At 64.0% G+C, this 26,988-nt stretch carries 25 protein-coding genes; 13 read left to right on the forward strand and 12 right to left on the reverse strand.

The window, feature by feature from the left end; translation table 11 throughout:
• Nucleotides 1–350: 350 nt before the first annotated feature.
• Nucleotides 351–773, reverse strand: a complete 423-nt coding sequence (locus F9929_RS21550; protein ID WP_152048620.1) for a winged helix-turn-helix transcriptional regulator — start codon at nucleotides 771–773, stop codon at nucleotides 351–353.
• Between the two features lie 97 nt (nucleotides 774–870).
• On the opposite strand from F9929_RS21550, the gene F9929_RS21555 reads away from it, so the two are divergent.
• The 3 genes from F9929_RS21555 (at nucleotide 871) to F9929_RS21565 (ending at nucleotide 3,936) form a co-directional block, all read left to right on the forward strand.
• A complete protein-coding gene (locus tag F9929_RS21555) occupies nucleotides 871–1,602 on the forward strand; it encodes an SDR family NAD(P)-dependent oxidoreductase (RefSeq protein WP_152048621.1) in 732 nt (243 codons plus the stop codon).
• A complete protein-coding gene (locus F9929_RS21560; protein ID WP_152048622.1) occupies nucleotides 1,599–2,846 on the forward strand; it encodes an alpha/beta hydrolase family protein in 1,248 nt (415 codons plus the stop codon). Before F9929_RS21555 ends, F9929_RS21560 begins: the two co-directional genes overlap by 4 nt.
• Before the next feature lie 61 nt (nucleotides 2,847–2,907).
• Entirely contained in the window at nucleotides 2,908–3,936 is a 1,029-nt protein-coding gene (locus F9929_RS21565; protein ID WP_152048623.1) for an NADP-dependent oxidoreductase, read from the forward strand.
• Nucleotides 3,937–4,207: 271 nt separating this feature from the next.
• On the opposite strand, the gene F9929_RS21570 is transcribed toward F9929_RS21565, so the two are convergent.
• Nucleotides 4,208–4,708, reverse strand: coding sequence for an Lrp/AsnC family transcriptional regulator (locus F9929_RS21570; protein ID WP_210251375.1), 501 nt, complete (start codon nucleotides 4,706–4,708; stop codon nucleotides 4,208–4,210).
• A 99-nt stretch (nucleotides 4,709–4,807) separates the two neighbouring features.
• On the opposite strand from F9929_RS21570, the gene F9929_RS21575 reads away from it, so the two are divergent.
• Nucleotides 4,808–5,215 (forward strand): DUF2000 family protein, encoded by a 408-nt coding sequence (locus F9929_RS21575; RefSeq protein ID WP_152048624.1) that lies wholly within the window; start codon nucleotides 4,808–4,810, stop codon nucleotides 5,213–5,215.
• A complete protein-coding gene (locus F9929_RS21580; protein WP_210251376.1) occupies nucleotides 5,212–5,832 on the forward strand; it encodes a LysE family translocator in 621 nt (206 codons plus the stop codon). Before F9929_RS21575 ends, F9929_RS21580 begins: the two co-directional genes overlap by 4 nt.
• Before the next feature lie 19 nt (nucleotides 5,833–5,851).
• Here F9929_RS21580 and F9929_RS21585 read toward each other — a convergent pair whose 3' ends face one another.
• The gene (locus F9929_RS21585; protein ID WP_152048625.1) at nucleotides 5,852–6,745 is read right to left on the reverse strand and encodes a LysR family transcriptional regulator; all 894 of its coding nucleotides are present in this window, start codon (nucleotides 6,743–6,745) and stop codon (nucleotides 5,852–5,854) included.
• Nucleotides 6,746–6,847: 102 nt separating this feature from the next.
• On the opposite strand from F9929_RS21585, the gene F9929_RS21590 reads away from it, so the two are divergent.
• The 3 genes from F9929_RS21590 to F9929_RS21600 all read left to right on the forward strand — a co-directional run bounded on the left by F9929_RS21590 (nucleotide 6,848) and on the right by F9929_RS21600 (nucleotide 9,001).
• A complete protein-coding gene (locus tag F9929_RS21590; RefSeq protein WP_152048626.1) occupies nucleotides 6,848–7,717 on the forward strand; it encodes an SDR family oxidoreductase in 870 nt (289 codons plus the stop codon).
• Nucleotides 7,718–7,782: 65 nt separating this feature from the next.
• Entirely contained in the window at nucleotides 7,783–8,256 is a 474-nt protein-coding gene (locus tag F9929_RS21595) for an AtaL-like protein (RefSeq protein WP_152048627.1), read from the forward strand.
• Nucleotides 8,257–8,332: 76 nt separating this feature from the next.
• Nucleotides 8,333–9,001 carry an NAD(P)-dependent oxidoreductase gene (locus F9929_RS21600; RefSeq protein WP_152048628.1) on the forward strand — a complete coding sequence of 223 codons (669 nt, stop codon included), beginning with the start codon at nucleotides 8,333–8,335 and terminating at the stop codon, nucleotides 8,999–9,001.
• Between the two features lie 34 nt (nucleotides 9,002–9,035).
• Here F9929_RS21600 and F9929_RS21605 read toward each other — a convergent pair whose 3' ends face one another.
• Nucleotides 9,036–9,791: an SDR family oxidoreductase gene (locus F9929_RS21605; RefSeq protein ID WP_152048629.1), complete on the reverse strand. Its 756-nt coding sequence runs from the start codon at nucleotides 9,789–9,791 to the stop codon at nucleotides 9,036–9,038.
• Between the two features lie 98 nt (nucleotides 9,792–9,889).
• Here F9929_RS21605 and F9929_RS21610 point away from each other — a divergent pair, with 98 nt between their 5' ends.
• Nucleotides 9,890–10,795, forward strand: coding sequence for an AraC family transcriptional regulator (locus F9929_RS21610; RefSeq protein ID WP_152048630.1), 906 nt, complete (start codon nucleotides 9,890–9,892; stop codon nucleotides 10,793–10,795).
• A gap of 267 nt (nucleotides 10,796–11,062) precedes the next feature.
• Here F9929_RS21610 and F9929_RS21615 read toward each other — a convergent pair whose 3' ends face one another.
• Nucleotides 11,063–11,674 carry an FMN-dependent NADH-azoreductase gene (locus F9929_RS21615; RefSeq protein WP_152048631.1) on the reverse strand — a complete coding sequence of 204 codons (612 nt, stop codon included), beginning with the start codon at nucleotides 11,672–11,674 and terminating at the stop codon, nucleotides 11,063–11,065.
• A gap of 85 nt (nucleotides 11,675–11,759) precedes the next feature.
• Here F9929_RS21615 and F9929_RS21620 point away from each other — a divergent pair, with 85 nt between their 5' ends.
• The gene (locus F9929_RS21620) at nucleotides 11,760–12,149 is read left to right on the forward strand and encodes a winged helix-turn-helix transcriptional regulator (protein WP_152048632.1); all 390 of its coding nucleotides are present in this window, start codon (nucleotides 11,760–11,762) and stop codon (nucleotides 12,147–12,149) included.
• Between the two features lie 387 nt (nucleotides 12,150–12,536).
• Here the strand turns inward: F9929_RS21620 and F9929_RS21625 are convergent, their stop codons facing one another.
• The 5 genes from F9929_RS21625 to F9929_RS21645 all read right to left on the reverse strand — a co-directional run bounded on the left by F9929_RS21625 (nucleotide 12,537) and on the right by F9929_RS21645 (nucleotide 17,985).
• Nucleotides 12,537–13,379, reverse strand: a complete 843-nt coding sequence (locus tag F9929_RS21625) for a phytanoyl-CoA dioxygenase family protein (protein ID WP_152048633.1) — start codon at nucleotides 13,377–13,379, stop codon at nucleotides 12,537–12,539.
• A 15-nt stretch (nucleotides 13,380–13,394) separates the two neighbouring features.
• Entirely contained in the window at nucleotides 13,395–14,387 is a 993-nt protein-coding gene (locus F9929_RS21630; protein WP_152048634.1) for an ABC transporter permease, read from the reverse strand.
• Nucleotides 14,387–15,403: an ABC transporter permease gene (locus F9929_RS21635; RefSeq protein ID WP_152048635.1), complete on the reverse strand. Its 1,017-nt coding sequence runs from the start codon at nucleotides 15,401–15,403 to the stop codon at nucleotides 14,387–14,389. The genes F9929_RS21630 and F9929_RS21635 overlap by 1 nt, the downstream gene beginning before the upstream one ends.
• Nucleotides 15,400–16,923: a sugar ABC transporter ATP-binding protein gene (locus F9929_RS21640; RefSeq protein WP_235919502.1), complete on the reverse strand. Its 1,524-nt coding sequence runs from the start codon at nucleotides 16,921–16,923 to the stop codon at nucleotides 15,400–15,402. Before F9929_RS21640 ends, F9929_RS21635 begins: the two co-directional genes overlap by 4 nt.
• 72 nt (nucleotides 16,924–16,995) lie before the next feature.
• Complete coding sequence (locus F9929_RS21645; RefSeq protein WP_152048636.1) at nucleotides 16,996–17,985, reverse strand: ABC transporter substrate-binding protein; 990 nt, start codon at nucleotides 17,983–17,985, stop codon at nucleotides 16,996–16,998.
• A 184-nt stretch (nucleotides 17,986–18,169) separates the two neighbouring features.
• Between F9929_RS21645 and F9929_RS21650 the strand changes: the two genes are divergently transcribed.
• Nucleotides 18,170–19,267, forward strand: coding sequence for a LacI family DNA-binding transcriptional regulator (locus tag F9929_RS21650; protein ID WP_235919503.1), 1,098 nt, complete (start codon nucleotides 18,170–18,172; stop codon nucleotides 19,265–19,267).
• A gap of 110 nt (nucleotides 19,268–19,377) precedes the next feature.
• Here the strand turns inward: F9929_RS21650 and F9929_RS21655 are convergent, their stop codons facing one another.
• The gene (locus F9929_RS21655) at nucleotides 19,378–21,156 is read right to left on the reverse strand and encodes a methyl-accepting chemotaxis protein (RefSeq protein WP_152048637.1); all 1,779 of its coding nucleotides are present in this window, start codon (nucleotides 21,154–21,156) and stop codon (nucleotides 19,378–19,380) included.
• 910 nt (nucleotides 21,157–22,066) lie between these two features.
• Between F9929_RS21655 and F9929_RS21660 the strand changes: the two genes are divergently transcribed.
• The gene (locus tag F9929_RS21660; RefSeq protein WP_152048638.1) at nucleotides 22,067–23,893 is read left to right on the forward strand and encodes a sensor histidine kinase; all 1,827 of its coding nucleotides are present in this window, start codon (nucleotides 22,067–22,069) and stop codon (nucleotides 23,891–23,893) included.
• The gene (locus F9929_RS21665; protein ID WP_152048639.1) at nucleotides 23,890–25,767 is read left to right on the forward strand and encodes a putative bifunctional diguanylate cyclase/phosphodiesterase; all 1,878 of its coding nucleotides are present in this window, start codon (nucleotides 23,890–23,892) and stop codon (nucleotides 25,765–25,767) included. The genes F9929_RS21660 and F9929_RS21665 overlap by 4 nt, the downstream gene beginning before the upstream one ends.
• Before the next feature lie 225 nt (nucleotides 25,768–25,992).
• On the opposite strand, the gene F9929_RS21670 is transcribed toward F9929_RS21665, so the two are convergent.
• The gene (locus F9929_RS21670; RefSeq protein WP_152048640.1) at nucleotides 25,993–26,970 is read right to left on the reverse strand and encodes an aldo/keto reductase; all 978 of its coding nucleotides are present in this window, start codon (nucleotides 26,968–26,970) and stop codon (nucleotides 25,993–25,995) included.
• Nucleotides 26,971–26,988 lie beyond the last annotated feature (18 nt).

A 26,988-nucleotide genomic window follows, 5' to 3' on the forward strand; every position in this document is an offset into this window, starting at 1 on the left:
TCGGCATGCCGTACCATCTGGCGGTCGATGCACCTTGCCCCTGCACCGCCGTCAGCCGAAAACCCCATAAACCACCAACCGGCATCCCGCGGGTTCGGTCTTCCGCGACTTTCGTACGCCTCACGGCGCCCGAAACTCTTCAGGAAAGCTGACTGTCCGCTTCCGGATTAGAATTTCCAAAAGCTGCCTTCGCGCCGAGCGCTACAATTTGGGCAAGACTCGATGACCGTCCTACCGTTTAGATTCCCAGTCATCGGCCTGGAGAGCTGACGAACTGGTTGCTGAGAATCTTTGGGGGGTTCGGCGAGACATACAAGCACGGCGCCCGAGTCACCCTGTCCGGAGCCGAGCTAATCGTCCCGTTTGTCGAACTCGACCTGTGCTTGCTGAAGTTCAGGCCCACGCTTGAGCGCCCACGCGTACAGCGCCTCAAACGGCTCCTGTAGGGAGTGACCGAGCGGGGTGATGGTGTACTCGACCCCGATGGGCGTCGTGGGCAAGACCGTGCGCTTGACGAGACCGTTGCGCTCCAGTCGCTTGAGCGCATCCGCCAGCGCCTTGTGGGTAATGCCATCGAGGCGGCGCATGATCTCGTTGAAGCGGGACGGTCGCGTGCACAGGACGGTCAGGATCAGGACCGACCACTTGTTCGCGATGTGCTCCAGGATCGGCCGCGTCGTGCGGGCGTCGATCAGGGCTTCGTCGGTCGCATCCGGAGCAGACGCCCTGGAACGGCGTTTCGAAGGACCCGTCTGCGTCAGGATTTCGGACATCGATATACTCCGTCATATCTGCGATAAATATAGTGCGTAATTGACCGTAAGTATAACATCTATATCGATGCGTCCATCATCAACGGATGGATGGGACATGACCCAGCTTAACAACAAGATCGCCGTCGTTATCGGTGGTTCGGGCGGTATCGGAGGCGCGATCGCCCAACGATTTGCGAAAGAGGGGGCGGCCGTCTATGCCACCAGTCGATCCGCCAAGACTGACGGAACCGCCACGGCGGTCGGGGCCGGCTCGATCCGCTCCCTATCGGCCGACGCCTCCAATCCAGCCGATCTCGAAGGCGCAATCGCTCGGATCTACGAGGATGCTGGCCGGATCGACATCCTCGTCGTCAACGCGGGGCTGTCGGAGTTCGCGACCCTGGACGGTCTTACCGAGGATCACTTCGACCGCACCTTCGGGCTCAACGTCCGCTCGCTCGTCTTCGCCGCGAAGGGCGCCGCGACGCACATGGGCGACGGCGGCTCGATCGTTCTGGTTGGCTCCATTGCCGGGGACATCGGCACGAAAGGCTACGGGGCCTACGGAGCGGCGAAGGCTGCGGTCCGTTCGTTCGCGCGGACCTGGGCCAACGAGCTCGCGCCACGCGGCATCCGCGTCAACGTCGTCAGCCCGGGGCCGACTGACACCGCGATGTTCGCCTCCGCCTCTGACGAGATGCGGGCGACACTCACTGCGATGATCCCGCTGGGACGCATGGGGCGCCCGGACGAGGTCGCAGCCGCCGCTCTCTTCCTCGCCAGCGACGAGGCGAGTTTCGTCACGGGAGCCGAGCTGCCCGTCGACGGCGGCATGGCACAGGTTTGAGGTCGATCACGATGTTTATTTCTACATTTGCGTCCCGTCTTCGTTCCCTTTCCGTCGCCGCCGGCCTTACAGTCGGTATCGCTTCGGCAGGGCCGCTGGCCATCCCGGGCGCCTGGGCTGAGGAAAGCCTGAACGTCAAGCTGCGGTCCGTTGCGGAGCACGCGGTTCCATCTGGCTTGGAGGCAGACGCCAAGCTGCTCGTCCACACGATGCCGGACGTCCGGGGCAGTCAGACCCCGGCCACCACGCTCCTGTTCGTCCCAAAGGGCAGGGCACCGACCGAAGGCTGGCCGATCGTGGCCTGGGCGCACGGCACCTCGACGCCGGGACAGAAGACATGCGCCCCAAGCCTCACGCCTGAACTCGACGGCGGGCTGACCCGCGACGGCTTCCCGAGCGACTACGTCTACCAGATCGGCGAGCTTCTGAGGGCGGGCTATGCCGTTGTGGCGCCGGACCTCGAAGGACTGGGTGCGCAAGCCATTGGTCCCTATCCGTACTTCGGGGCCGCCAGCGGCGCACGGTCCCTGATCTCTGCCGTCGAAGCCGCAAGGCTGGCCGAGCCGCACCTTTCCAACAGGTACGCGGCGATGGGGCACTCCGACGGAGGCCACCTCGCTCTCGGCGTCGAGGCACACGCCCATGAAGCGCCGGAGCTCGAGTTCGTCGGCACGGTCGCGTCTGTGCCCTACACCTCCGTCGCCGCGACAGCCGATCATTTCGGCGAAGCGGCACGAACGGCAAACGACGGGGCGGCAGCAAACCAAGCCCGGATGATGCGCGAGTTCCAGGGCGCGCTCATGACGGTGGGCTTAACCGCCGACAAGCCCGCCTTCGACCCGCGGGCGGTGATGGGTAACGACTTGGCCGGGCTGTTGCTGGAGTTCCGCTCCCTATGCTCGGTGAAGGCGATCGGGACGATCGACGCCGCGGTCAAGGCAAAGGGAGAGGCATTCGACGGCCTCAAGAAGGACTGGGCAACCAACCCCGACATGAGGGCCTTCCTCGCTGCCAACGACCCGGCAGCCTCGCCCGACTTCTTGCTTCGGCGGCCAACGCTCGTGGTGCAGGGAACGGCCGACGGCTTCGTCCTCGAGCCCCTGACGACGGCGTTCGTGGAAAGGCTGCGCGGCAAGGGAGCACCGGTCACCTACAAGACCTATCCCGGCGCTGACCACTTTTCGGTCATCCGCAAAGCCGATGACGACGTCCTCGCTTTCCTGCGGGAACGCTTCGCCGACTGAGAGTGACCCAGGCTGCCGACGCCAGGCGTCGGCAGCGCTTCTCACAGCAAGGGAACGCCAGATGGAAACGAGCTCGACGAACAGAAGGGTGCTGCTCGTGAAGCGGCCTCAAGGCACACCACGACCGGACGACTTTGCCATCGTCGACCAAGAGCGGCCGCAGGCCGGGGAAGGGGAGATACTGCTTCGTAACCTGTTCCTGTCGCTAGACCCTTACATGCGTGGCCGGATGAACGATGGCGACGGATCCTACGCCGCACCATATGCCCTCGGCGAGCCGCCAGGGGGCGGAACGGTCGCCGAGGTCGTCTCGTCGGACGTCGACGGCTTCCGTTCGGGCGACCTCGTGGTCGCGAACGGTGGCTGGCAGGAATACGCGGTCACGGACGGGTCGGACCTCTACGCTCTGTCAAGCGGCATGGCCCGGCCCTCGCTCGCCCTCGGCATCCTCGGCATGACGGGATTTGCCGCATGGCACGGTCTGACCGCCATCGGCTCCCCCCAGCCCGGCGAGACGCTGGTCGTCGGGGCGGCGACTGGCGCGGTCGGCGCCGCGGTCGGCCAGATCGGCAAGATACTGGGCTGCCGCGTGGTCGGGATTGCGGGCGGGGAGCGCAAGTGCCGCCATGCGGTCGAGGTGCTCGGGTTCGACGCGTGCCTCGATCACCAGACCCGGCAGCTTTACGAACGTCTGGCAGAGGCCGCCCCATCCGGCGTCGACGTCTATTTCGAGAATGTCGGCGGGGCGGTTCGGGCCGCCGTATGGCCGCTGCTCAACGTCGGGGCGCGGGTGCCCGTCTGCGGGCTCGTGTCTGGGTACAACGGCGACGTCGCCACTGACGGGAGCCCGCACGACCTGATGATGTCGCTGATCGTCAAACGCATCCGCATGGAGGGCTTCATGATCGGCGACCACTACGGCAGCAGGTTCGAAACCTTCAGCAAGCAGATGTCGGGCTGGGTGGAGGCCGGGAGGATCCACGCCGACGAGGACATCGCGGACGGGCTCGAGAAGGCTCCCGAGGCGTTCGTCAGGATGCTCGCGGGCCGTAACCTCGGAAAGACGCTGGTGCGTATCGGGCGTCGTTGAGGCGCGGGTGGTAGATCGTCACGACCGGACGTGAACTCCGGTGCGGCTTCTAGCGCATGAGAAGTGAGCGCCGTACTGGAGCTGGGTAACCAAGGCCGCTCAACGCTCCAGCGATCAGGACGGACCCGAGTTATGGGGTGCTCCCTCGGTCAGGGGAAGCACCTTACGCTGCCGCACCCGGAGGGCCGTTTGCCGTCGAACGCCACATTTCTACCTGATCACGTGAATCAAACGCCAGTCGACGATCCACGATTATCTACCCGCGTCGTCCTCACCCGGTCGCCACCGGGCTCGGCCCACGTTCGAGATAGGTCGATAGGGCGATGTAGCTTCTCGTGCCCTTGAAGCCCTCGATGGAGTGGATCCGCTCGAGAAGGTCCTCAAGCGCCTGCGTGTCGCGGGTCCTCACCTTGAGGAGCATCGCGCTCTCACCCGTCACGGTGTGAATTTCCTCCACTTCTGGCAGCTCCTTCAACGCCAGCAGGTGGCGCGTCACCGCCCAGCTCGTCGTATCGACGTGGACGAAGGTCAGGAGAGGGCGCCCGAGCTTCGCCCCGTCGAGGACCGCGACGTTCGCCTTAATGACCCCGTCCTGCCGCAGCCGTTTCACGCGCTCGTGGACGGCGGGCGCCGAGAGGTTGAGGAGCTGACCGAGCTCGGCGTAGCTGCGGGTCGTATCCTCGGCGAGCAGCCCTAACAGCGTTCGGTCCCTGTCATCCAAACGGGCCGGGGACCCACGGCTCGGCCGAACGCGGTTCGTATCTTCGCTCAACGCTCCGATCCTCCTTGGCGGCGAATGCTGTTCGGTTTTATCACCTCTTGGTCTTACCACATCCGGCCAAGTCGCCGCATCAGTATCAGAAGGTCAAGCATGTTCGACACGAAGGTCGCCATCCTGGTCCTGGACGATCTTGCGACCTGGCAGAAGCTGAACGTCACTGCGTTCCTTGCGACCGGCATCGCCGCTGCGGCGCCGGAAGCCATCGGCGAGCCGTACGAGGACGCCGCCGGACGACGCTTTGCCAGCCTTCTCGGCCAGCCCATGCTGGTCTTCGCCGCCGGACCCGACGAGCTCCGCCGCGCCCACCGGATCTCGGCCGAGAAGGACCTGACCACGGCCGTCTACGTCCGCGCGATGTTCTCGACCGGGCACGACGCTGCGAACCGCGACGTGTTCAAGGCCGAGCCGACCGACGCGCCCGACCTCGTCGGTATCGCCATCCGCGGCCCGAAGAGGGACGTCGACAAGGCCAGCAAGGGAGCAAAGCTGCATCCATGACCGCCCACTCGATGACCGTCGTCCAGCAGCTCCTGCCCTTCGTGACCTTCGCCTTCGTCGCTTCGATCACCCCCGGCCCGTCCAACCTCCTCGTTCTCGGCAACAGTACACGCTACGGCTTCGTGGCGGCGCTCCCGATCGTCTGGGGATCCTGCGTGGGAGCCGCAAGCCTCGTCCTGGTCGTCGGCTTCGGCATGGGCCGATGGCTGTCGGAGCACCCGGGGATCCAGGCCGCCATGGGCTGGGCGGGAGCGATCTGGATGAGCATTCTGGCTTGGCAGATCGTGTCGCAACCCGTCGGAACCGTCCACTCGGCTGCCGACAAGCCGACGGACGGCATGACCGCGGCCGCGCTCCAGGTGGTGAACCCGAAGACCTGGGGCATGGCGATCGCCGTTGTCGGCGTCTTCGCCGAAGAGAGCGCGGACATCGGGCGCTACGCCCTCCTGTCGGGCGTCTTCCTGCTGGTGTCGTTGCCGTGCCTCGAGATTTGGGCCGCCCTCGGTTCGCGGGCTGCAACCCACGTGCGTTCGCCGAAGGTCACGAGAGCCCTCAACCTCGCGCTGGGCGTCGCCCTCCTCGGCTCGGCGTGGATCGGCGTCCTGGAGCATGGCTAGGAAGCGTCGGGAACGGCAATCAGGCCTCGAGGTAGTTTGCCAGTTCCTCGGGCGTCCCTTGCGGGAAGGCTTCCTTCAGATGGTCGAGGAACGCAGACACGCGGGCGCTGAGGAGCCGGCGGCTCGGGTAGAGCGTCCACAGGGCGATCTCGGGTCCCTCGACGTCGCCCCAAGAGACCAGCCGTCCTGCAGCGAGATCATGGCCGACGAGGGAGATCGGCAGTCGCGCGATGCCGACGCCCATCCGCACCGCGTCCCGCACCATGATCATCGACGACAGGCTCAACGCGGGGCGGACCTCGATGTCGGATCGCCCTGTTGCCGTGATCACGGTCCAGGTTTCGCCCGCGCCTGCCGTCCCGCGCACCACAGCCGGAACGGACGATCCGTCCGAAGGTGCCTTAAGTCCCGGGTGCCCGACGACCACCAGCCGGTCGCGTAGGAACGCGCGCCCGACGAGGCTCTCGTCCGGCTCCGGGTTCACACGGATTACGAGATCGTAGGCTTCCTCAATCATGTCGACAGCACGGTCCTCCGTGGTGACCTCGAGCCGGACGTCCGAATGCTTGAGCGCGAACCCGGCTGCGAGCTTGCCCATGGCGGTCTGCGAGAAGAGCAGCGGCGCGCTGATGCGCAACCGACCCCGCGGCCGATGCCCGCCCGAAGCGATGGCGGCCGCGGTCTCCTGAAGGTCGGCGAGAAGCACGCCCGTGCGCTCGTACAGGGCCCAGCCCTCCTCGGTGAGCTTCAGCGCCCGCCCGCCGCGCTCGAACAGGCGGAGGTCGAGGCTGGCCTCCAACTCGGACACACGCCGCGACAGCGTCGCCTTCGGTCGCCCTGTCGCGCGGGCAGCTCGGCCGAACCCTTCATGCCGGGCGACGAGGTTGAAGTCGGCAAGGGCGAGAAGATCCATCCGTTCCACCTGTGAGACGGCACGTCCAAATTCGGCGTCTATTGGAATGAACGGGGATCACCGATCTTGCAACCGTAGCCAACACGAACCGGAGTGATCTCCATGACCATCCTCGTTACCGGCGCCACGGGCACCGTCGGCCGCAACGTCGTCGAGCAGCTCGCCTCCCGGGGCGCTGACGTGCGCGCCCTCGTCCGCGATCCGTCCAATGCCAACCTCCCGTCCGGCGTCGTCGCCATGCAGGGCGACCTCCTCGATGTCGACGCGCTGCGCAACGCCCTTTCGGGTGTGTCGACGCTGTTCCTCCTCAACGCCGTCGTTCCCGACGAATTCACCCAAGCGCTGATCACGCTCAACCTCGCCCGCGAGGCGGGCATCGAGCGCCTCGTCTATCTCTCGGTGATCCACAGCGACGTCTACGTCAACGTGCCCCACTTCGCGGGCAAGTTCGGCGTCGAACGGATGATCGAAGCGATGGGCTTCGGCGCCACCATCCTGCGCCCCGCCTACTTCATCAACAACGACGTCACGATCAAGGACGTGGTCACCGGATACGGCGTGTACCCGATGCCGGTCGGCTCCAAGGGTCTGGCCATGGTCGACGCCCGCGACATCGGTGAGATCGCGGCCATCGAGCTCATCCGCCGCGAGAGCTCGACGACGGCGCTTCCGCATGAGCGCATCAACGTCGTCGGACCCGACACGCTCACCGGAGCGGACATCGCCGCCATCTGGACCGAGGCGCTGGGACGTCCGATCGCTTACGGCGGCGACGACACCGCCGGGTTCGAACAGAACTCGCGTCAGTTCATGCCGCCTTGGATGGCCTACGACATGCGTCTGATGGCCGAGCGCTTCCTGACCGACGGCATGGTGCCGGAAGCCGGCGACGTCGAACGCCTGACCGCGCTCCTCGGCCGCCCGCTGCGCTCCTACCGCGACTTCGCCGCCGAGCTCACGGCCGCGGCCTGACCGCCACACGATCCGCCACCAAAAAGCGGGCGGTCGATGCCGTCCCCGAAACACGGAGCATTCCCATGATCTATTCGACCGCCATCGTCCCGGTGAACCCGGAAGGCGAGATGAAGCTGACCCAAGAGCAGGTGTGGAAGGGCCTTGAGCTCAAGGCACGCGACGCGCGCGAGTTCCTGCCGCCCGGCCTCTGCACCCGCTGCGAGGTCGTCGAGGAGAGCGCGACCCACTTCGTCCGCGAGGCCACCATCGCCGGGGCCGACCTGCGCGAGATCATCGTCCTCGAGCCACAGGCGAAGGTCACCTTCTTCCAGGCCACCGGACCGCGCGAGGGCGCCATCGTCAACGAGCTGTTCGACGACGGGGCCGGCGCGCTCCAGCTCCGCTTCTACTGCTACCTCGGCCTGCGCGGGAAGGAGCCGAACGGCCCCCAGGAGCAGGCGGAGCTGGCCCAGTTCGACAGCGACACGGGCTACAGGAGCGCCCTTCTGTCGACGCTGAAGCGGACGCGCGAGCTCGTGGCCGAAGGCCGGCTCTGAGCCTCAACCCGACATCCCCCAACCATCGAAGACGGGAACGCTCCAGGCGGGCGTTCCGCACAGGGAGACCCATGTCATGGATCGGATCACAACGCCCGCCCCCGCGGTGGCGAAGCCCAAGCTGCTTGTCCTCGGGGCGACCGGGGGAACCGGACGGCACATCGTCAGACAAGCGGTCGAGCAGGGTTACGACGTCACCGTACTCGCCCGCTCTGCGGAGAAGGCGAGCAAGCTGAACGGTGCCACGATCGTCGTCGGGGACGCCCTTGACCCGGCTGCCGTGCGCCGGTCGCTGGAGGGGCGGGACGCCGTCATCAGCGCCCTCGGGACGCCGGCAAGCCCCTTCAGGGAGGTCACGCTTCTCTCCTCCGCCACTCTGGTCCTCGTCGACGCGTTGAAGGCGGAGAACGTCAAGCGCCTGGTCGCCGTCACCGGGATCGGCGCGGGCGACAGCGCCGGGCATGGCGGCTTCCTGTTCGACAGGCTTATCTTCCCGCTGCTCCTGCGCCACGTCTACGCCGACAAGAACCGGCAGGAGGCGATCGTCAGGAACAGCGGGCTCGACTGGACACTCGTCCGCCCGTCCGTCCTCAACGACAAAACGATGGGCAAGCCGATCCGGGCGCTCGAGGACCTCTCGCGGTTCCATGGCGGTACGATCTCGCGAGCCGACGTCGCCAGTTTCGTCCTTGATCAGGTGACGGGCGATGAATGGCTGCATCGCTCGCCGTTGGTCACCTGGTAGAAGCAGCGCTGCGGCTCCGGCATCCCGACGGAGCTCAGCCGGCCGCGCTAACCAGCGCCACCGCGTCCGCGCCCGCCGGCAGCCGCATGGAGCAGTTCGGATCCGTCGCGGCCCTCCACACCGCTTCGACGACATCCGACGACTGGGTACTTGGCCCGGCTACCTCCCGCATGCGCGCGATGGTTGCCTCGGTAAACTCCGCATAGGCGTCCGGGAACCCGCCGGCGCCCTGGATGCGGGCGAAAGCGCTCTTCCCGAAGCTCGTGTCGGGCGCCTGGCCGGGCAGCACGATGCGGACGGTCACGCCGTAGGGTTCGAGCTCGAGCGCGACGGACTCGGTGAAGGCGTTCACGGCTGCCTTGCTGGCCGTGTAGACGGACAGGAGCGGCAGGGGCTTCAGCGTGACGGCGGAAGTCACGTTGACGATCGTGCCCGCCCTGCGCTCGCGGAACTGCGGCAGCACCGCCTGCACGACCCGCATGGTGCCGATCGTGTTGGTCTCGAAGATGTCGCGTGCGACGTCCATCGGCGTGCCTTCCAGAGCGTTCAGCCAGCCGATGCCCGCGTTGTTGACGAGGACGTCGATGGGGCCGCCCGCCTCGATGGCCTGCCGGACGCTCTCGTCGCTCCGGACGTCGAGGGGAAGAATGCGAAGGTTCTCCGAGGCCGGCAGGATGCTGTCATCGGGCGTGCGCATCGTGGCGACGACCTTCCAGCCTTGGTCGAGAAAGTGCTTGGCGATATCGAGCCCGAAGCCGGACGAGCAGCCCGTGATGAGGACGGTGTTCATGGTGTCTCCTGTGGTGCGACGGCACGCGAGACATGTGGACGCCGCAGGGCGGACTGCCTATCGTTCAAAGTCCGTCAAGCGTTAGAGATCGTCCTGAAATGATTGATCCGTTCGCCGAGGTGGTGGCGCTGATCCAGCCGCGGCTGCCCTTCTCCAAGCAGGCCAGCGGCTCGGGCTCGTGGCGGGTCGACGCTGCGGTGATTGACGACCCGCTGTTCTGCCTGATCCTTGAGGGAGCTTCGCTCCTTTCCGTGGCCGGGCAGGTGCCGATTGAACTCGGCGAGAACGACTTCGTCCTTGTTCCGCCCTCACGCGCCTTCGCCATGTCGAGCCTCGACGGCGGCCCGCCAGGGGGGCAGTCCGTCGTTTCCAAGCTGGACGACGAGACGAGACACGGCGATCCCGACGGGCCGGCGAACGTGCGCATGCTGGTCGGCCGCCTTGCGTTCGGCTCGCCGGATGCCGGGCTGCTCCTGTCGCTCCTTCCGGACCTCGTCCATGTGCGCGGGCTGGAGCGCATCGCCACCTTGGTGAAACTCGTCCGAAGCGAGGCGCAGGACGAGAGGCCCGCCCGGGACATGGTGCTGGAGCGTCTGCTGGAGGTGCTCCTCATCGAGGCGTTGCGGGCGACGTCCGACAGTGCCGCCCCGCCGGGGCTCCTTCGCGGCCTAGCCGATGCCCGGCTGTCGGGCGCGATACGCTCCATGCATAAGGACCCACGACGCGACTGGACCGTGGAACAGTTGGCACGGGAGGCGTCGCTTTCCCGCTCGGTGTTCTTCGACAGGTTCCGCCGGGAGGTGGGGACCGCGCCCATCGAGTACCTTCTGTCCTGGAGGATGGCGCTTGCTAGGAACATGCTGCGGCGGGGGGAGGGCAGCGTGAAGGAGGTCGCGGAACGCGTCGGCTACGGGTCCGCCAGCTCCTTCAGCGTCGCGTTCACCCGGTTCGTCGGCATCCCACCGATGCGCTTCGCCCGCGCGGGTGGATCGGGGGGTGGCTAACGCCGACACCGCCCTATCCGTTGGTGCGCTGTCAAAGATGAGAATTGGATGCCGCCTGCGGACCGATCGAGGGCGGGGCACCTGAGGACGACCGCCTCAGATTGACGCCCCCTCATCTGGGTGGATGGAAACCCGACTGTCCGCTTCCTGGCGCGTAAAAACTCCAGCGGACAGTCATGAGATGGTGGAACAGGTGCCCGATTTCGAAGATCCCGCCGACCTATTGGCTTCTGGCGAGTCGGCACGCTTCAAGGCGTACGGGAAGCCTTAAGCCGCTTCGAGGCGACCGATTTCCTCCAACGCCTTTGCGACCGATGCTTGGCGCTGGTCGGGTCCGATTGCGATGCCTTCAGCTATGATGACGTTCGGGTTCGTGATGCCGATAAAGGCCAAGGCCGCGCGCATGTAGGTTTCGGCATGCTCGAAGGACTGGTGCGGCGTACCGACCCCGTAGAAGCCGCCGCGCGACACGGTTAGTACGACGCGCTTACCGCCTGCCAATCCTTCCGCCCCGTTCGGTCCGTAGCGGAACGTCTTGCCTGCGACGAGGATCCGGTCGATCCAAGCTTTCAACTGGCTCGCCACGGCAAAGTTGTAGAGCGCGACGCCGATCACTACCGTGTCGGCGGCAAGGAATTCCTCCAAGACGCGCCCCCCCAGCGCAAGGTCCTCTTGCAATGCTTGGTCGTGCTGAACTTCCGGGCTCTGGCCGGCGAGGTAGCGTCCCGTCAGATGCCCGATCGGCTCAGCGACAAGATCGCGGTAGGTGACGTCGATGCCGGGCGCGCCCGATCGAAGATGCTCGACGACGGCGGCGGAGAGGGCGCGACTCACTGAGTTGTCGCCGAGTATGCTCGAATCGAGATGGAGAAGCTTCATGCCGGATGCCTTTGCGCTTGCGGTATCGGTTTGATACTGACGCCCATTAGATGACCGTCTCGCGCCGTCGCAAGGAGGCACATTTTTGGAACCCGGGCACACCGCTGTAACCAATACTCAACTACACGAACCCAGCCGTTGTCAGATCGTCAGCGGTGTTCTGGCGCGGATCGGCGACAAGTGGTCGGTGCTCGTGGTCATGCAACTCGGCGCCGGGTCACGCCGCTTCAGCGAACTCAAACGCGCGATCGGCAGCATCTCGCAGCGCATGCTGACGCTGACGCTGCGCGGCTTGGAGCGCGATGGTCTTGTGACACGGACGGTAACTCCATCCATCCCACCACGGGTTGATTACGAACTCACGGAGCTCGGTCGATCCTTGCTTGATCCTGTCCAAGCGATCGGTTCCTGGGCGATCGGCAACCACGAGAAGATCACCGTAGCACAGCAGGCATTTGACGCACGCGGTGACTGACTCGTGCCATATGCGTCTGTGTCAAGCCACCGCTTTGTGCCGCGCGTCACTCGGCGACGATCATCGCGTTGGTCCGCTTTAGAGAAAATCACCGACGAGCGTGAGCGTCGTAGAAGGGTCGATAGCGGAATGGCAGCGTATTGGCCTCCTGTCGCCCGAAGCGGACGGTCAGCTCTCGGCCCCTGGCGGTTCTCAGAGGATAGAAGAGGCTACACAGTCGTCTTGATGGCTCGCTGAAGCGGGAGCCATTCAACGTCGGTCTGGCACCGATCCTGCACCTCCCGTAAGCTCGCTTACTGGTTTCTCCGCTCCCGCGATGCTATGTCACCGTGCACAGCCCGACAGGCTCGCCCGCTCAGATGGCGAGCGAGCCTCGATGTGAGGGAGCTATTCCGAGCCCATCACCAGGCCTTCGATGTCGTGCTTCTGCGTGATGGGCACGAGCTCTTCCACCACGCGGCAGACGAGGTGGTCACGCACCGACTGGGGAAGGTTCTCGTGAAAGGCGCGCGTCACCATCATGTCGTGCAGTTCGGCATGGCCGGCGCCCGGGGCGTCGACGCCGAGAACGAGCACGGGTCGCGAGATCGGAGAAGGGTGAGCCGTGCCCCGGTGCATCATCAGCGCTGAGCGGCAGGAAATGTCGCCCATCGAGGGATACTTGCGTGTGGCGCGTTCCTCGTAGCGGCCCCAGAGCGAGCGGTCCGGGAACATCTCGTGTTTCCATTCGCGCCCGTCATCCCACTGCGTGCCGGGAGCGCATTCGAAGGGTCCCATGTCCTGGGTCACGTCGACGCCGGTCAGATTGAAGGCCAGCGAGGTAATTTTTTTATCCTGCCAGGAATCCTGGGGGGAAGGGAAGTCGCGGTGCCAGGGTTGGTTCTTGGCACCCTGGAAGGGCGTGTCGAAGCCGATTTCGACAATCTGGTAGTCCGGCCCGCAGACTGCCTCGCACATGCCGGCAACCCATGGATGGGTGACGAGATCGGTGAAGCCGGAGATGGCCTCCGGGTGAAGCTCCACATACCAGCGCCGGGGACCGCGCGTCACGGCGCCGCCCGGGCGCTGGATCGCCTCCCAGAAGGCGGTCATCATGTCCTCGCGCATCTGTTCGGTCCATTCCCGCGAGAAGGCGCCCTTCAGGCCGGTGATGCCGTCGCGATAGAGCGTGTCGACGCTCGCCTGGATGTCGAAGCTCGGCAGTTCGTGAGGTTTCTGAAGTGCGGACATGACCGTTCCCTTTGCTTAGAAGTCGTCGGAGGTCTTGGCGATCTTCGCCTGAAGGAGAACGAAGAGGAGGAGAAACAGCCCACGGATCACCGACTGCCAGTAGGCCGACAGGGAGATCCAGCCCTTGCCGTTCTCGAAGTTCAGGAGGTTGAAGAGGAGCGCGAGGAGCATGGCGCCCGCGAAGGTCGCCCCGACGGAGCCGGAGCCACCGGTGAGAAGGGTGCCGCCCACCACGACCGCAGCGATGGCGAAAAGCTCCCAGCCCACACCCTCCGTCGGCTGACCCGCGCCGAACTGTGCGGCGAGGATGACGCCGGCAAGACCGGCCAGCGCGCCGGAGGCGAGATAGACGCCGAGCTTCAGCCGGTCGACGTTGAGGCCCATCAGACGGGAGGCGTCCTCAGCCCCGCCGATGGCGAGCACACGGCGGCCGGTGCGGGTCCGCTCGAGGACGAGCCAGCCGACCAGATAGGCGGCGACCATGACGAGGGCCGGTACGGGCAGGCCGAACAGATCGCCCTGGCCGAACTCGGTGAAGGCGGTGTCGTAGGAGGCCGAGACGGACTGGTTGTCGGCCAGAAGCAGGGCAGAGCCGTAAGCGGCCAGCATGGTGGCGAGCGTCGCGATGAAGGGCGCGATGCCCAGGCGCGTGACTATGACGCCGTTCAGGAGCCCGGCGACGAGACCCGTCGCGGTGCCGGCCGCAACGCCTGCAAGGAGGCCGTAGGGCGAGGCGAGGGCCGCCACGACGCTGGCGAGCGCCGCCACGGCGCCGACGGACAGATCGATGCCGCCGGTGATGATCACGAAGGTCATGCCGAGCGCGATCAGCGCGAACATCGCGTTGTACCGCAGGAAGCTCAGGATGTTGTATTCCGACAGGAAGTTGTCGTAGCGCGCCCATCCGAAGAGGACGAGAAGCACGAGGGCGACGACGACGCCGACCTTGGCGATGTCCTGGGGCGAGGCGAAGAGCGTGCGGGGCGAGGCGGACGGGTTGAGTGACATCAGCCGGTCTTTCCGAGCGAGCGCTGCTGGATCCAGACGGCGGCCACGATCAGCGCCGCCTTGACCACGAGGGCCGCGGCATCCGGCACGCCGTTGGCCAGAAGCGTGTAGCGCACGAGCTGGATCACAAGAGCGCCGAGCAGCGTGCCGACCATCGATGCCCGACCGCCCGACAGGAGCGTGCCGCCGACCGCGACCGCCGCGATGGCGTCGAGTTCCATGCCAAGGCCAACGAGATTAGCGTCGCTCGCCCCGTTGCGGGCGATCACGACAAGGCCCGCGAGACCGGCAAGCGCGCCGCTCGCCACATAGGCCAAGGTTCGCACACGTCGCACCGAGATGCCGGAGAGATGCGCCGCGCGAGCGTTGCCGCCGACGGCGATGAGCTGGCGTCCATAAAGGGTCTTCGTCAGCACGAAGGCGCCGATGGCGACGATCAGTACCATGAGCACCACCTGGATCGGCACACCCGCGATACGGCCGAGTCCGATCGCCTGGAAGCCCGGCTCTCGAAAGACTTGCAGATTGCCGTTTGTCACGACCTGCGCGAGGCCGCGCCCGGCGATGAAAAGAACAAGGGTCGCGACAATCGGTTGGATGGAGAAGCGCGTCACCAGCCAGCCATTGAAGAGGCCGAGGAGGGCTGCGACGAGGATCGGCAGCACGAAGGCAAGCGCGATGCCGACCCAATGCGCGGGCAGCGGAAATAAGGTGCCGGTGAAGACCAGGGGGGCCAGCGCCCCCGAGATCGCCATCAGCGAGCCGACCGAAAGATCGATGCCCCCGGACGCAACCACCAGCGTCATGCCGACCGCGACGATGACGATCGCGCAAGCCTGCGTGAGGTTCACGTTCAAGGTCTGCCAGGACAGGAAGTTCGGTGTGAAGACGGCGTTGAAGGCGAGAAGCAGAAGCAGCGCCACGACGACGCCGTAGCGGCGCACCAGCTCGGCCGTTTTGGGGCGGGCGCGAGGGCTGCGAGCCGGGGCGGTTGCTGTGAGGGTCGGGTGGCTCATCGCGCGGAAACCTCCGGTGCGGCGCGCGGGGCATCGGCCGCCATAGCCGAAAGGATCGCGGGTTCGGAAATGCCGTCGCCGGACAGTTCGGCGACCGTCTGTCCGTCGGCAAGGACGGTGACGCGGTCGGCAAGGCTCAGCACCTCCTCGATCTCCGAAGAGATCATCAGGACGCCGAGCCCATCCTTTGACAGTTCGCGCAGAAGGGTTAGAATTTCGGCCTTGGCCCCGATGTCGATGCCGCGGGTCGGCTCGTCGACGATCAGGAGGCGCGGGTTCATGGCGAGCCAGCGTGCGAGCAGCACCTTCTGCTGGTTGCCACCCGACAGTTCGCGGATCTTCTGGTCAGGCGAGGCGAGCTTGATGCCGAGCCGCGTCACGAAGCGATTGACCACGGCCCGCTGCGCCGCCTCGTCCACCAGCCCCGCCTTGGCAAGACGGGGCATCAAGGCGAGCGTGAGGTTCTCGGCGACGCTCATGTCGGGCACGATCCCCTCGATCTTGCGGTCCTCGCTGCAGAAGCCGAACCCGGCGGCGATCGCCTCGGCGGGGCCGGAGAAGACGCGCGGGGTCCCGTCGAGATGGAGCGTGCCGGCATCGGGACGGTCGGCGCCGAAGACGATGCGGGCGGTCTCCGTACGCCCCGAGCCGAGGAGCCCGGCCAGCGCCACCACTTCGCCGCGCCCGACCGAGACGCTGGCCCCGTTCAGCCGGCGTCCGGCGACGAGGTCGCGCGCGTCGAGGAGCGCCTGGGGCGCTGCATCCGTCTGCAGAGCACCGAGCCGCTTCTCCGCCTCGGCCAGCGTGCGGCCGAGCATAGCTGTGACGAGGTCGATCTTGGCGATCTCGCCCATGCGGTGAACCCCGACCGTCTGGCCGTCGCGCATGATCGTGACGCGGTCGCAGACGGCGTAGAGTTCGTCCATGCGGTGGCTGACGAAGAGGACGGCGACGCCTTCCCCGGTCAGTTTCCGGATCGTTGCAAACAGCGTCTCGACTTCGCGCTCGTCCAGCGAGGAGGTGGATTCGTCCATGATGACGAGGCGGGCGCGCATCGACAGGGCGCGGGCGATTGCCACCATCTGGCGCGTGGCGGCATTGAAGCGCCCGAGTGGCTGGGACACGTTGACGGCCAAGCCGAAGCCGGCGAGCAGCCGTTCGGCCTCGCGCGCCATGGCACGGCGGTCGGTGAGGCCGAAGCGGGTCAGTTCGCGGCCGAGAAAAATGTTCTCCGTCACCGAGCGCTGGGCAACGAGATTGATCTCCTGGTAGATCGTGGCGATGCCCGACTCTTGCGCCGCGCCGGGGCTGGCAAAGTCCACCGGACTGCCGTCAAGGGTGATCGCCCCGCCGTCGCGCCGATAGGCACCGGTCAGGATCTTGATGAGAGTGGACTTGCCCGCGCCGTTCTGGCCGATCAGGGCCATGACCTCGCCCGGCTCGATCTCTAGCGAAGCGCCGGACAGAGCCGGCACGCCGGAAAAGGACTTCTCGATCTCGCGCATTGACACGAGCGCCATGGCCTTGCACTCCGCTGTTCGGTCTGCGCCCGGCCGAAGCCGGGCAGCAAGGTCGGTGCGAACCTTCGAGGCTCAGTAGGCGTTGGTGACTTCGGTCGAAGCGTTTGACTTGTCGTAGAAGGCGTCGATGTTCTTGACCCAGGGCTCGATCGTCTCGCCGGCCGCGTAGCGGTTCAGGGTCTCGAAGGCTTTGGGGCCGAAGCGCGGGTTGCACTCGACGACGGCGGCGATCTTGCCGTCCACGACCGCCTGTACAGCTTCCTTGCCGCCGTCGATCGACAGCACCATGATGTCCTTGCCCGGCACCTTGCCGGCCGCCTCGATCGCAGCGATGGCGCCCATCGCCATCTCGTCGTTGTGGGCATAGACAACGTCGGCGTCCGGGTGCGCCTGAAGCAGTGCCTCGGCCACCTGTCGGCCCTTGTCGCGTGCGAAGTCGCCGGACTGGGAGGCGACGACCGTGAAGTTGGCCTTGCCGGCCAGGCCGTCCTCGAAGCCCTTCTTGCGGTCGTTGGCCGGCGAGGAGCCGGTGGTGCCTTCAAGCTGGATGATCTTGGCGCCGTCCGGCTTTTCCTTGGCGAGGAACTCGGCGACGCGCCGTCCTTCGTCCACGAAATCCGAGCCGATGAAAGTCACGTAGTCGCGACCTGCCTTGGCAAGCGCGGGATCGACGTTGCGGTCGAGCAGAATCACCGGAATGCCGGCGCGGGCGGCGGCGCGCACGGCTGGGATCAGCGGCTTCTCCTCGCGCGGGGCGAGGAAGATGAGATCGACGCCCTGCGCGATCATGGAATTGACGTCGGCGACCTGCTTGGCGGCCGAGCCGGCGGCATCGGTGTAGACGAGCTGGTGGCCGAGCTTCTTAGCCTCGTCCTGCATGCTCTGCGTCTGGGCGATGCGCCAGGGATTGTTGCTCTCGGTCTGGGCGAAGCCGACCTTGTAGCTGTCCTTCTTTTCGAGCTTCGGCAGCTCTTGCGCGCCGGCCGGCAGCGAGGCGGCCAGCGACATGGCGGCAAACAGCGTGGATGCCAGAAGCACGGCACGGCGTGTCGGTGCGAACATATGATTCCTCCCCAGGAAGGACGACCGCTTGGGATCTCCCGCCGTCCGAGGACAAAGAACGTGATAATAATATTATCAGTCAATAACTAATTTTATCAACTAACCAACGATATGGTTTTTGACGCAAGGTCTGACACAAGGGGATGGTGTGCCGAGCCGCTTTGGCCGGACGAAGGAGACGGACGTGCAGAGAGGACCGGATGAAGGGCGCATCCGGCGGGCCGAGGGCGTCAAGGCTCCCGAGCGGCGCCCGACGATGATCGAGGTTGCTCGGCTCGCTGGCGTCTCGCAATCCAGCGTCTCCATGGTGCTCAACCGCATGGAGGGTGCGCGGATCACGGATGCCACGCGCCAACGTGTCGAGGAGGCGGCCCGAACGCTCGGCTACGAACTGCCCGGGCGCAGTCGACTGCGCCATCGCGACTTGGAGCGGCGAACGATTGCCTATCTCGTCGATGAGATCTCGACGAGCCCGCACCCGGTGATCAATCTCGACGGCGCACGCGATGCCGGCTGGGAACAGGGCTATCTCGTCAGCGCCCACGTGACACGATCTGATCCGGCCTTGGAAGCTACGACGCTGGCGGCGATCCTCGCAGACCCGTCTGTTCTAGGCATCGTCTATTCCACGATCTTCACGCGCAAGATCACCCCGCCGGACGCCCTGCGCACCCTGCCGAGCGTGCTTCTCAATTGCTACGAGGAGGAGCGTTCGCTCACTGCCGTCCTGCCGGCCGAAGTCGTCGGCGGCTTCAACGCGACGACGCATCTGACACAACTCGGCCATCGCCGGATCGGCTTCATCAATGGCGAGCCCTGGATGGATGCGGCCGTCGACCGGCTCGCCGGCTATCGCCAAGGTCTCGCAACCTCGGATCTCCCCTTCGACGAGAGCTTGGTGCTGCACGGCGACTGGTATCCAACGACCGGGTACCGGCACGCCAAAGATCTATTGACGCGCGCCGACCGGCCCACCGCCCTTTTCTGCGCTAGCGACCAGATGGCGGTAGGCGCGCTGGAAGCGGCGGCGGAACTCGGCCTCAGGGTGCCCGACGACGTGTCGATCCTCGGCTACGACAACCAGGAGCTCGCGCGCTACACCAACCCGCCGTTGTCCACCGTGGTTCTCCCGAACTATGAGATGGGCCGGCGCGCCGTGGAAACCCTGATCCGCCTTGCCAATGCCACCAAACCGGCTCGCCCACACCTGATCAAAATCGACGGCCCTTTGGTCGCACGTAATACAACGGGTCATCGCGCAGCGGCGGCTTTGAAGAGATGAGCGATCTCAGGAAGACCGTCCGCTTTCGGCCCCCTTGATACCCTTTCGAGATATGATCGCCAGCGCCCCTTCCATATCGAATTTCATGGGCCGCTGACTTCCAAGTTTCGTCAGAACTCTGCCCAATCTTCTGTTGTCTCGACGGGCACATAGGATTCGCCAACTGCGACCAGACGCGCAGAAACTGACGAAGGCTTCTTGTAAGGCTTGTGATGCCTCTCGGAGCCGATCTTCTGTCCGGGGTTATGTCCGGCCCGAAGTGTAAACTGCCCTGCCATTCGTGCGAGTTCATCGGTCTCGTTGAGAAGGGACTGCGCGGCGGCCGTGGTCTCTTCTACCATGGCAGCGTTCTGCTGGGTTGTCTTGTCCATCTGGTCGGCAGCGACCGCGACTTCACGAAGGCTGATCGACTCCTCCCTGGCTGAACGTGCCATCTCGGTGATGATCGCCGACACTTCTCCGATCTGCGAAATGATCTGTTTCAGACTCTCTCCCGACGCCGAAACATGCGTCACACCGTTCGATACCTGGAAGGTGGATGCAGAGATGAGGTCCTTGATCTCCTTGGCCGCTTCGGCAGATCGCTGGGCTAGTCCGCGCACTTCGAGTGCAACAACGGCAAAACCGCGACCTGCCTCTCCGGCACGAGCTGCCTCAATGCCGGCGTTCAAGGCCAGCAGGTTCGTTTGAAAGGCAATTTCGTCGATGACGCCGATGATGCGATTGATTTGATCCGATGACCGCTCGATTTGTGTCATCGCCTCAATCGCTTGGCTAACAACAGCACCGCCTTTCTCGGCTTCCCTTCGCGCGACCACCGCTGCGTTTACGGCATTATCTGCCCGTTGCGCCGTCGCATCGACGGCTTCGGTGACGTGGGAAAGGGCGGCAACTGTTTCTTCGAGGGAAGCTGCCTGTTGCTCGGTCCGATGCGAGAGATCGCCGGCGGCCGTCGTGATCTCGCCAAGCCCCGCACGCATGGTGCCAACCGCACCGATGATCGCTCCCATCGTGTCTTCCAAGCGCTCAACAGAAGTGTTGAAGCTTTCGCGCAGTGGCTCCAGGGCAGCAATGAACGGCTCGTCAAGGCGCTGCTTGAGATCGCCATCGGCAAGCTGGCTCAGAGACTTACCGAGCCTATCGACGGCGGCAACGCGAAGGGAAACGTCCGTTGCGAACTTGATGACCTTCACGACCCGTCCATCAGCATCGAAGATGGGATTGTAGGAGGCCTGAATGTGAACTTGGCGTCCGTTCTTGCCGATCCGGCGAAACTCGTCGGAAAAGAACTCGCCCGCCCGTAGGCGGCTCCAGAACTCAGCATAGCTTGCCGTTTGCGCCTCGCTCGGCTCCACGAATATGCGATGATGACGGCCTTGGATCTCGTCGAGCTGGTAGCCGAGAGCGGAAAGAAAGTTCTCGTTGGCGATCTGGATCGTGCCATCGGGTTCGAACTCGATTATGGCCTGCGCTCGCGACATGGCGTCGATCTTTCCGATCGCTTCCACCGCAAGGCGCTTGGCCACGGAGATGTCGGCGGCGATCTTGACGATCTTCTGAACTCTCCCGCCAGAAACGACAGGGCTGTAGGACGCCTGCAGCCAGACCTCATGCCCGGCTTTCGCTAAACGCTTGAACTCTCCCGTCACGAACTCGCCGCGCTGCAACTGCTGCCAAAACAAGGCATAGGCCGGTGATGTCGCATCGGCCAATGTTGCGAACATACGGTGGTGCTGACCGACGATGTCGCTCGGCTCGTAGCCCATGATGCGGCAGAAGTTCTCGTTGGCTGAGAGGATTTTGCCGGTTGGATCGAACTCGATGATGGCAAGAGACTTCGAGAAGGCCGCCAACACGGCCGAAGCGCCGCCATTCATGAAACCGAGCATGCCATCTTTCCTGCTTGAAACGAGATACAACATGAGATGCAGGCGCGGGAATGTAAGCGCTCAGTGGTCGTTATGAAGATCTACCCTTCATAGGAGATTAACATGTGGGGGGCATTCGTTGGTGTACTTGCATGCGTGAAGAGTTTCAGCGCACAATTCTCGCCATGAGCGTAATCAAAATTACTGAAAGCGTTTCATCTAGCGATATTAATCGAGATTATCATACGTACGCTCGAGTTGTATTCGAAGTGTGAGAGCGAGCTTCGTGATCAATACGGGAAAAGAAGCGAGAACTGCCTCACTCTAAAAAATGTATCGAATGACCTTGACGGACCGAAAACGTGACTAAGGGTTCAGTCGCTTGGAGATTGGCGGTCGATTCTTAAACTGGGCCCTTGTGCAAAGTTGCCGTCACGGCCACACCTCGGACCCTGCCTGTTAGCGCTCATTGAGACTCGGCAGGATCGAAGATTACTCAGCTCGGATCGACCAACTATCGATCCAATATACACCCACTAGTGGTATCTTTTGCGGGATATGACTTTATTCCCTGAATGACACGAGCGGTCCCTGTGGAGTAGATCCGCTTCTTCACTAATGGCAGAAAACCAACTTTCTGCTTCCAGTTCCATGCGGCTGTCCGGACGTAGAGTTCGGTAAACAGACAAGGGTGAGTTGTCGATGATCGTTCGGCGCTTCCTTGACTAATCCTTGAGCTTTTTTGTTCGTATTGATGAACATAGGCTTTTTCGACGGAAAGCGGATCCCAACGTGCGACTGCCCCGACTTCTCCTAGTGTTCGAGATTACTGTTTGTCGAGAACATCAGTCCTGCCGTTGATTTCATTCTTTCCATCCCAGCACGATGCTTCCTTAACATCGTTGCGCTACGCCTCAGTCGGGAGGTGGTGATGCGTATAGTCACAAAAACCAATCTTGCCCTCGTTGGCGTCGTCGCCGTATCGGCCTTCCTGAACTTCGCGGTTCTCGAATGGACAATCATGCCGCGCTTTTTCGACATCGAGAAACAGGCGGCGGCGCGTAATCAGAGCCGCGCTCTGGAAGCCATCGAGATGCAGGAAGATCAGGTCGCCGCGTCCTCCCGCGACTACGCCTTCTGGGACGACAGCTACTCGTTCATGCGCGACGAAGTGCCGGACTACGAGGACAAAAATGTCAGCGCCGAATCCCTGAAGGCGTTGAATGTCAATTTCTTCCTCGCGATCGACGCGGCCGGCCGCGTCAAGCTCGACAAGGGTTTCGACTATTCCGGTGAAGAGCCCGCCGAAGTTCGCCTTCTGGACGAGGACGAGCTTCCGAGCGAGCATCCGTTCCGCAGCCTCGAACCCGTCCCGCAGTCGCGGCAAGGTCTCATGCGAACGCCTCAAGGCATCGTCGCGGTCGGCTATGGGCCGGTCCTGACGACGCAGCGAACGGGTCCGACCATGGGAACGCTGGCCTTCGGCAAGGTGCTCGACATGGACGCCTTGCGGCAGGCGACGAAGGTCGACTTCGACCTCTTGTCCGTCGACGTCAAAGCTTCGGCCGCGAGCGGGGTGATCGAAAGCGCTGACACCATTGAAATCCGTACCGTTCTGGAAGGTGTGGACGGCAAGCCGCTCGTGGTACTTTCCTCGAAGACCGATCGGCTGATCTCGTCGGCCGGCCATCGTGCGATCTGGGTCGCCATGTCTCTGTTGGCGATCGGCGGTGCGCTGTTGATTGTCACTCTCGGTTTTCTTTTGCGTCGCATCGTTATTGCGCGTGTGGAGGCCATGCGGAGCCATCTGGTGACAGTGGCATCGACTGGCAGCCTCGCCCTGATCCCACCCGACGATCACGGCGACGAGTTAAGCGACACGGTTGCGTCCTTCAACCGCATGGCGGCGCAGCTCGCCGACCTGCGCGAGGCCCTGCGTCGCCAGGACTACCACCACGGCGCCGCTGACCAGGCTGCCGGCATCCTGCACAACGTGCGCAATGCAGTCAGCCCGATCAGCACGATCGCCTGGGATCTGATGCGCGACGAAGACGCGCCCTGGAAGCAGAACCTCGCGAAGGCCGTGGAGCAACTGGGTGATCCCGCCCTTGCGCCGGAGCGCGCGAGCAAACTGAACCAGTTCGTTGCCTTGTCGGTTGCGAAACTTCTCGACGAGGGCACCAAGCGAAAAGGGAACCTCGAGTCGCTCGGCGCGATGGTGCGCCATGTCGACCGGATCCTGAAGGACGAGGACGCGGTCTCCCAGGGCGAGCGCGCTCTGGAGACGATCGATCTCGTTTCCTGCACGGCCGCTGCGATCGCCATCCTGCAGAACAAACCCGGCATCACGTTCACGACCGACCTCGTCGCTGGAACGAGCGTCATCGGCCACAAGGTCGCGCTGGAACAAGTGCTGGCAAATCTCTTCGTGAACGCCGCCGAGGCGGTGAGCGCGAACGGTTCGGCTGGCGCGATCTCCTTGTCGATGCACGAAACGCAGCACAACGGCGCGCCGGCACTCGACATCCGCCTCCGCGACACCGGGGACGGCATTCCATCGGATCATCTCGAACGGATCTTCGAGAAGGGCTTCTCTACCAGACGTAAGCGATCAAGCGGTCTCGGCCTTCACTGGTGCGCGAACGCGGTGAACGCGATGAAAGGTCGGCTCTACGCGGAAAGCGCCGGGACCGGGCGCGGTGCAACGCTGCATTTAGTGCTGCCCGTCGCCGTCGCGCAGTTGAAGGAGGCGGCATGACGACGGGCGAAAGACCGCGGCGCGTTCTGGTCGCCGATGACGATACGCTGGTCCTTGAGGCCTATCGCCGGGTCCTTGATGGCCTGACCGCATCGGCGGCATCGGATGCATCGGACTTCGATGCCCTGTCGGCCGAATTGTTCGGGGAGGAAACGGCCTCAGACCCCGGCGATGCACTACTCGCCGGCATCACCTATTGCCGGCAGGGCCTCGACGCGATCGGCAAGGTTGAGGAAGCCTTCGCGGAGGGCCAGCCCTTCGCGATCGTGTTCCTTGACATGCGGATGCCGCCGGGCATTGACGGCCTGGAAACCGCCCGGCGCATTCGCCGGATCGATCCGGACGTGAACATCGTCATTGTCACCGGTTATTCGGATCACAAGCCCGCCGAAATCACAGCGGCCGTGGGGAAGCCGGAGCGTTTGTTCTATCTTCTGAAGCCGTTCGATGGGGATGAACTCCAGCAGTTGGCGACCGCGCTAGCGAAACGCTGGTCCGCGGATATCGGCATGGCGGCGGAACTGGCGAAGCGCGTCGCCGAACTCGAAGCGTTGAACGCAAGATTAAAGACGAGTGAGGCAGAAGCCCAAGCTGCAGCGCGCACCGACGCGCTGACAGGCCTATTGAACCGCACTGGACTTGGGGAGCAGTTCCGGATCGAGGCTGATCGTGCGCACGAGAACGGCAGGCGGCTCGCCGTGTTGTATCTCGATCTCGACCGCTTCAAGGACGTCAACGATTCTCTCGGTCATGACGTCGGCGACGAACTGATCCGCGAGTTCGCTCGCCGGATCCGGACGGCAACTGGCGAGGACGGATTTGCAGCGCGCCTTGGAGGTGATGAATTCGCCGTAATCTCGACGGTGCCCTCGGCCGCAGCAGAGCTGGGACGGCGCCTGCTTGAGGCTTGCTTGGTCCCCTACGTCATTGGAAATCAGGTTGTTCAGACGGGCGTCTCCATCGGTATCGCCCGTGCCGATGCCGAACAGCAGAACTTGATCGAAACCATGCGACGCGCCGATATCGCCCTCTACGCCGCCAAGGCGGCCGGGCGTGGCGTCATGTTTGAGTTCGACTCGTCGATGGAGCGCGATATTCTCGGCACGCAGCGTTTGGCTAGCGACCTTGCAAAGGCGATCACCAACGATGAACTCATGCTTCACTATCAGCCGCTCGTCTGTTCTGAAGGCTTGCCGATCACTGGCGTTGAGGCTTTGCTGCGCTGGACGCATCCGACGCGCGGGCTAATTCCGCCGCTCGCTTTTATCGATGTTGCCGAAAAGACTGACCTCATCCACAAGCTTGGGGACTGGGTCTTGCGACGAGCCTTCGCCGATTCCAAACGCTGGCCGGATATTATCACGGCGGTGAACTTGTCCCCCGTCCAATTCAAGAAACCTGGGTTCGTTGATCGTTTGGTGGCGCTCGCGACCGCGAGCGGTGTTGACCCTCGCATGATCGAACTGGAGATTACGGAAACGGTCCTTATCGCTGACATGGCAGACGCCGCAGGTAAGATTCGCCAGTTGAGGGAAGCTGGTTTCCGGATCGCGCTCGACGACTTCGGCAACGGCTATGCCGGTCTCGGCTATCTGAACCAGATCCAGTTCGACAAACTCAAGATCGATCGTTCCTTTATTGAGAACCTTCGAGCCAAAAGCGGTGCCGACGAGGTTATTCGCTCCATCGTTGGGCTCGCAAAGTCCTTCAGCCTGTCGATCACGGCCGAAGGTGTCGAGCATCTGGAGCAACAGCTGTTTCTGCAACAAGCTGGCTGCTCACATATGCAGGGTTTCTTGTTCGGCCGTCCCATGCAGGCCGACGATCTCGTGCGCTTTCGCTACACCACACTCACTGCACAGGCGAGCGGATGAAATTCAACGGAAGACGCTGAGAATCAATGCCTGATGTCAGTTTCTATGGATCCAAGCGGTAGAGTTGGGTTATTCGCGGAATGGCTGCTTTCCTTGCTTCCTTTTCCCGAAACGGACCGTCCGCTTTCGGCCCGAAGCGTAGGGTATAGATCCGCCCCTGAGCTAATTATTAGTGCGTCGTGGCTTTGATAAAACCAACGGTGCCGGACGATCGCTCGCCCCTCACTAAAAGCCCATCACCGAGTGCGGGACATAGGGTGCTTCAAGCGCTGCGATCTCCTCGTCTGTCAGGCGAACGGAAAAGGCCGCGACCGCGTCGTCGAGGTGATGGGGCTTTGTAGCACCGATGATGGGCGCAGTGACGGGGCTCTTCTGCAACACCCAGGCCAGCGCGATCTGGGCGCGGGGCAGGCCACGGGTCTCGGCCAACGCGGCCACCGCTTCCACCACCTTGCGGTCGGCCTCAACGGTGGCGGCGTAGAGCGTCTGGCCGAACGTGTCGGTCTGCGAGCGGTTGGTGGTCTCGTCCCAGTCGCGTGTCAGACGTCCACGGGCAAGCGGGCTCCATGGAATGACGCCGATCCCCTCTTCCCGGCAAAGCGGCAGCATCTCGCGCTCCTCCTCGCGATAAAGGAGGTTGACGTAGTTCTGCATCGTCGAAAAGCGCGCCCACCCGCGACGCTCTGAGATCGCCAGCGCCTTGGCGAACTGATAGGCGTACATGGACGAGGCGCCGATGTAGCGGGCCTTGCCAGCGTGAACCACGTCGTTCAATGCCTCCAGCGTTTCCTCGAGCGGCGTTTCGGCGTCGAAGCGGTGGATCTGGTAGAGATCGACATAGTCCATGCCGAGCCGCTGCAGGCTGGCATCGATTTCAGCGAAGATCGCCTTTCGCGACAGGCCCGCACCGTTCGGACCCGGCCGCATCCGCCCGTGCACCTTGGTCGCCACCACCACGTCGTCGCGGCGCGCGAACTCCTTCAGAGCACGACCGACAATCTCCTCACTGGAGCCGTCGGAATAAACGTTGGCGGTGTCGAAGAAATTGATGCCGAGATCCAGCGCCTTGCGGATGAACGGCCGGCTTTCCGCTTCGGGTAGGGTCCAGGCGTGGTTGCCGCGTTCCGGCTCGCCATAGCTCATGCAGCCGAGGCAGAGGCGGGATACGTCGAGACCGGTGCGACCAAGCTTCACGAAATCCATGGTTTCGTTCCTCCAAAA

It is taken from the genome of Aureimonas psammosilenae, from assembly GCF_009176975.1.
GTDB classification, from domain to species: domain Bacteria; phylum Pseudomonadota; class Alphaproteobacteria; order Rhizobiales; family Rhizobiaceae; genus Plantimonas; species Plantimonas psammosilenae.

Excerpts from the sequence above, each read along its gene's own strand:
- F9929_RS21655 (WP_152048637.1), bottom strand. The coding sequence starts at position 21,156 with ATGCTCGGTTTCATGAATGGCGGCGCTTCGGCCGTGTTGGCGGCCTTC.
- F9929_RS21590 (WP_152048626.1), top strand. The coding sequence starts at position 6,848 with ATGACCATCCTCGTTACCGGCGCCACGGGCACCGTCGGCCGCAACGTC.
- F9929_RS21660 (WP_152048638.1), top strand. The coding sequence starts at position 22,067 with ATGCGTATAGTCACAAAAACCAATCTTGCCCTCGTTGGCGTCGTCGCC.
- F9929_RS21615 (WP_152048631.1), bottom strand. The coding sequence starts at position 11,674 with ATGAAGCTTCTCCATCTCGATTCGAGCATACTCGGCGACAACTCAGTG.
- F9929_RS21580 (WP_210251376.1), top strand. The coding sequence starts at position 5,212 with ATGACCGCCCACTCGATGACCGTCGTCCAGCAGCTCCTGCCCTTCGTG.
- F9929_RS21600 (WP_152048628.1), top strand. The coding sequence starts at position 8,333 with ATGGATCGGATCACAACGCCCGCCCCCGCGGTGGCGAAGCCCAAGCTG.
- F9929_RS21575 (WP_152048624.1), top strand. The coding sequence starts at position 4,808 with ATGTTCGACACGAAGGTCGCCATCCTGGTCCTGGACGATCTTGCGACC.
- F9929_RS21565 (WP_152048623.1), top strand. The coding sequence starts at position 2,908 with ATGGAAACGAGCTCGACGAACAGAAGGGTGCTGCTCGTGAAGCGGCCT.
- F9929_RS21550 (WP_152048620.1), bottom strand. The coding sequence starts at position 773 with ATGTCCGAAATCCTGACGCAGACGGGTCCTTCGAAACGCCGTTCCAGG.
- F9929_RS21630 (WP_152048634.1), bottom strand. The coding sequence starts at position 14,387 with ATGTCACTCAACCCGTCCGCCTCGCCCCGCACGCTCTTCGCCTCGCCC.
- F9929_RS21585 (WP_152048625.1), bottom strand. The coding sequence starts at position 6,745 with ATGGATCTTCTCGCCCTTGCCGACTTCAACCTCGTCGCCCGGCATGAA.
- F9929_RS21595 (WP_152048627.1), top strand. The coding sequence starts at position 7,783 with ATGATCTATTCGACCGCCATCGTCCCGGTGAACCCGGAAGGCGAGATG.
- F9929_RS21645 (WP_152048636.1), bottom strand. The coding sequence starts at position 17,985 with ATGTTCGCACCGACACGCCGTGCCGTGCTTCTGGCATCCACGCTGTTT.
- F9929_RS21635 (WP_152048635.1), bottom strand. The coding sequence starts at position 15,403 with ATGAGCCACCCGACCCTCACAGCAACCGCCCCGGCTCGCAGCCCTCGC.
- F9929_RS21605 (WP_152048629.1), bottom strand. The coding sequence starts at position 9,791 with ATGAACACCGTCCTCATCACGGGCTGCTCGTCCGGCTTCGGGCTCGAT.
- F9929_RS21640 (WP_235919502.1), bottom strand. The coding sequence starts at position 16,923 with ATGGCGCTCGTGTCAATGCGCGAGATCGAGAAGTCCTTTTCCGGCGTG.
- F9929_RS21555 (WP_152048621.1), top strand. The coding sequence starts at position 871 with ATGACCCAGCTTAACAACAAGATCGCCGTCGTTATCGGTGGTTCGGGC.
- F9929_RS21670 (WP_152048640.1), bottom strand. The coding sequence starts at position 26,970 with ATGGATTTCGTGAAGCTTGGTCGCACCGGTCTCGACGTATCCCGCCTC.
- F9929_RS21665 (WP_152048639.1), top strand. The coding sequence starts at position 23,890 with ATGACGACGGGCGAAAGACCGCGGCGCGTTCTGGTCGCCGATGACGAT.
- F9929_RS21625 (WP_152048633.1), bottom strand. The coding sequence starts at position 13,379 with ATGTCCGCACTTCAGAAACCTCACGAACTGCCGAGCTTCGACATCCAG.
- F9929_RS21610 (WP_152048630.1), top strand. The coding sequence starts at position 9,890 with ATGATTGATCCGTTCGCCGAGGTGGTGGCGCTGATCCAGCCGCGGCTG.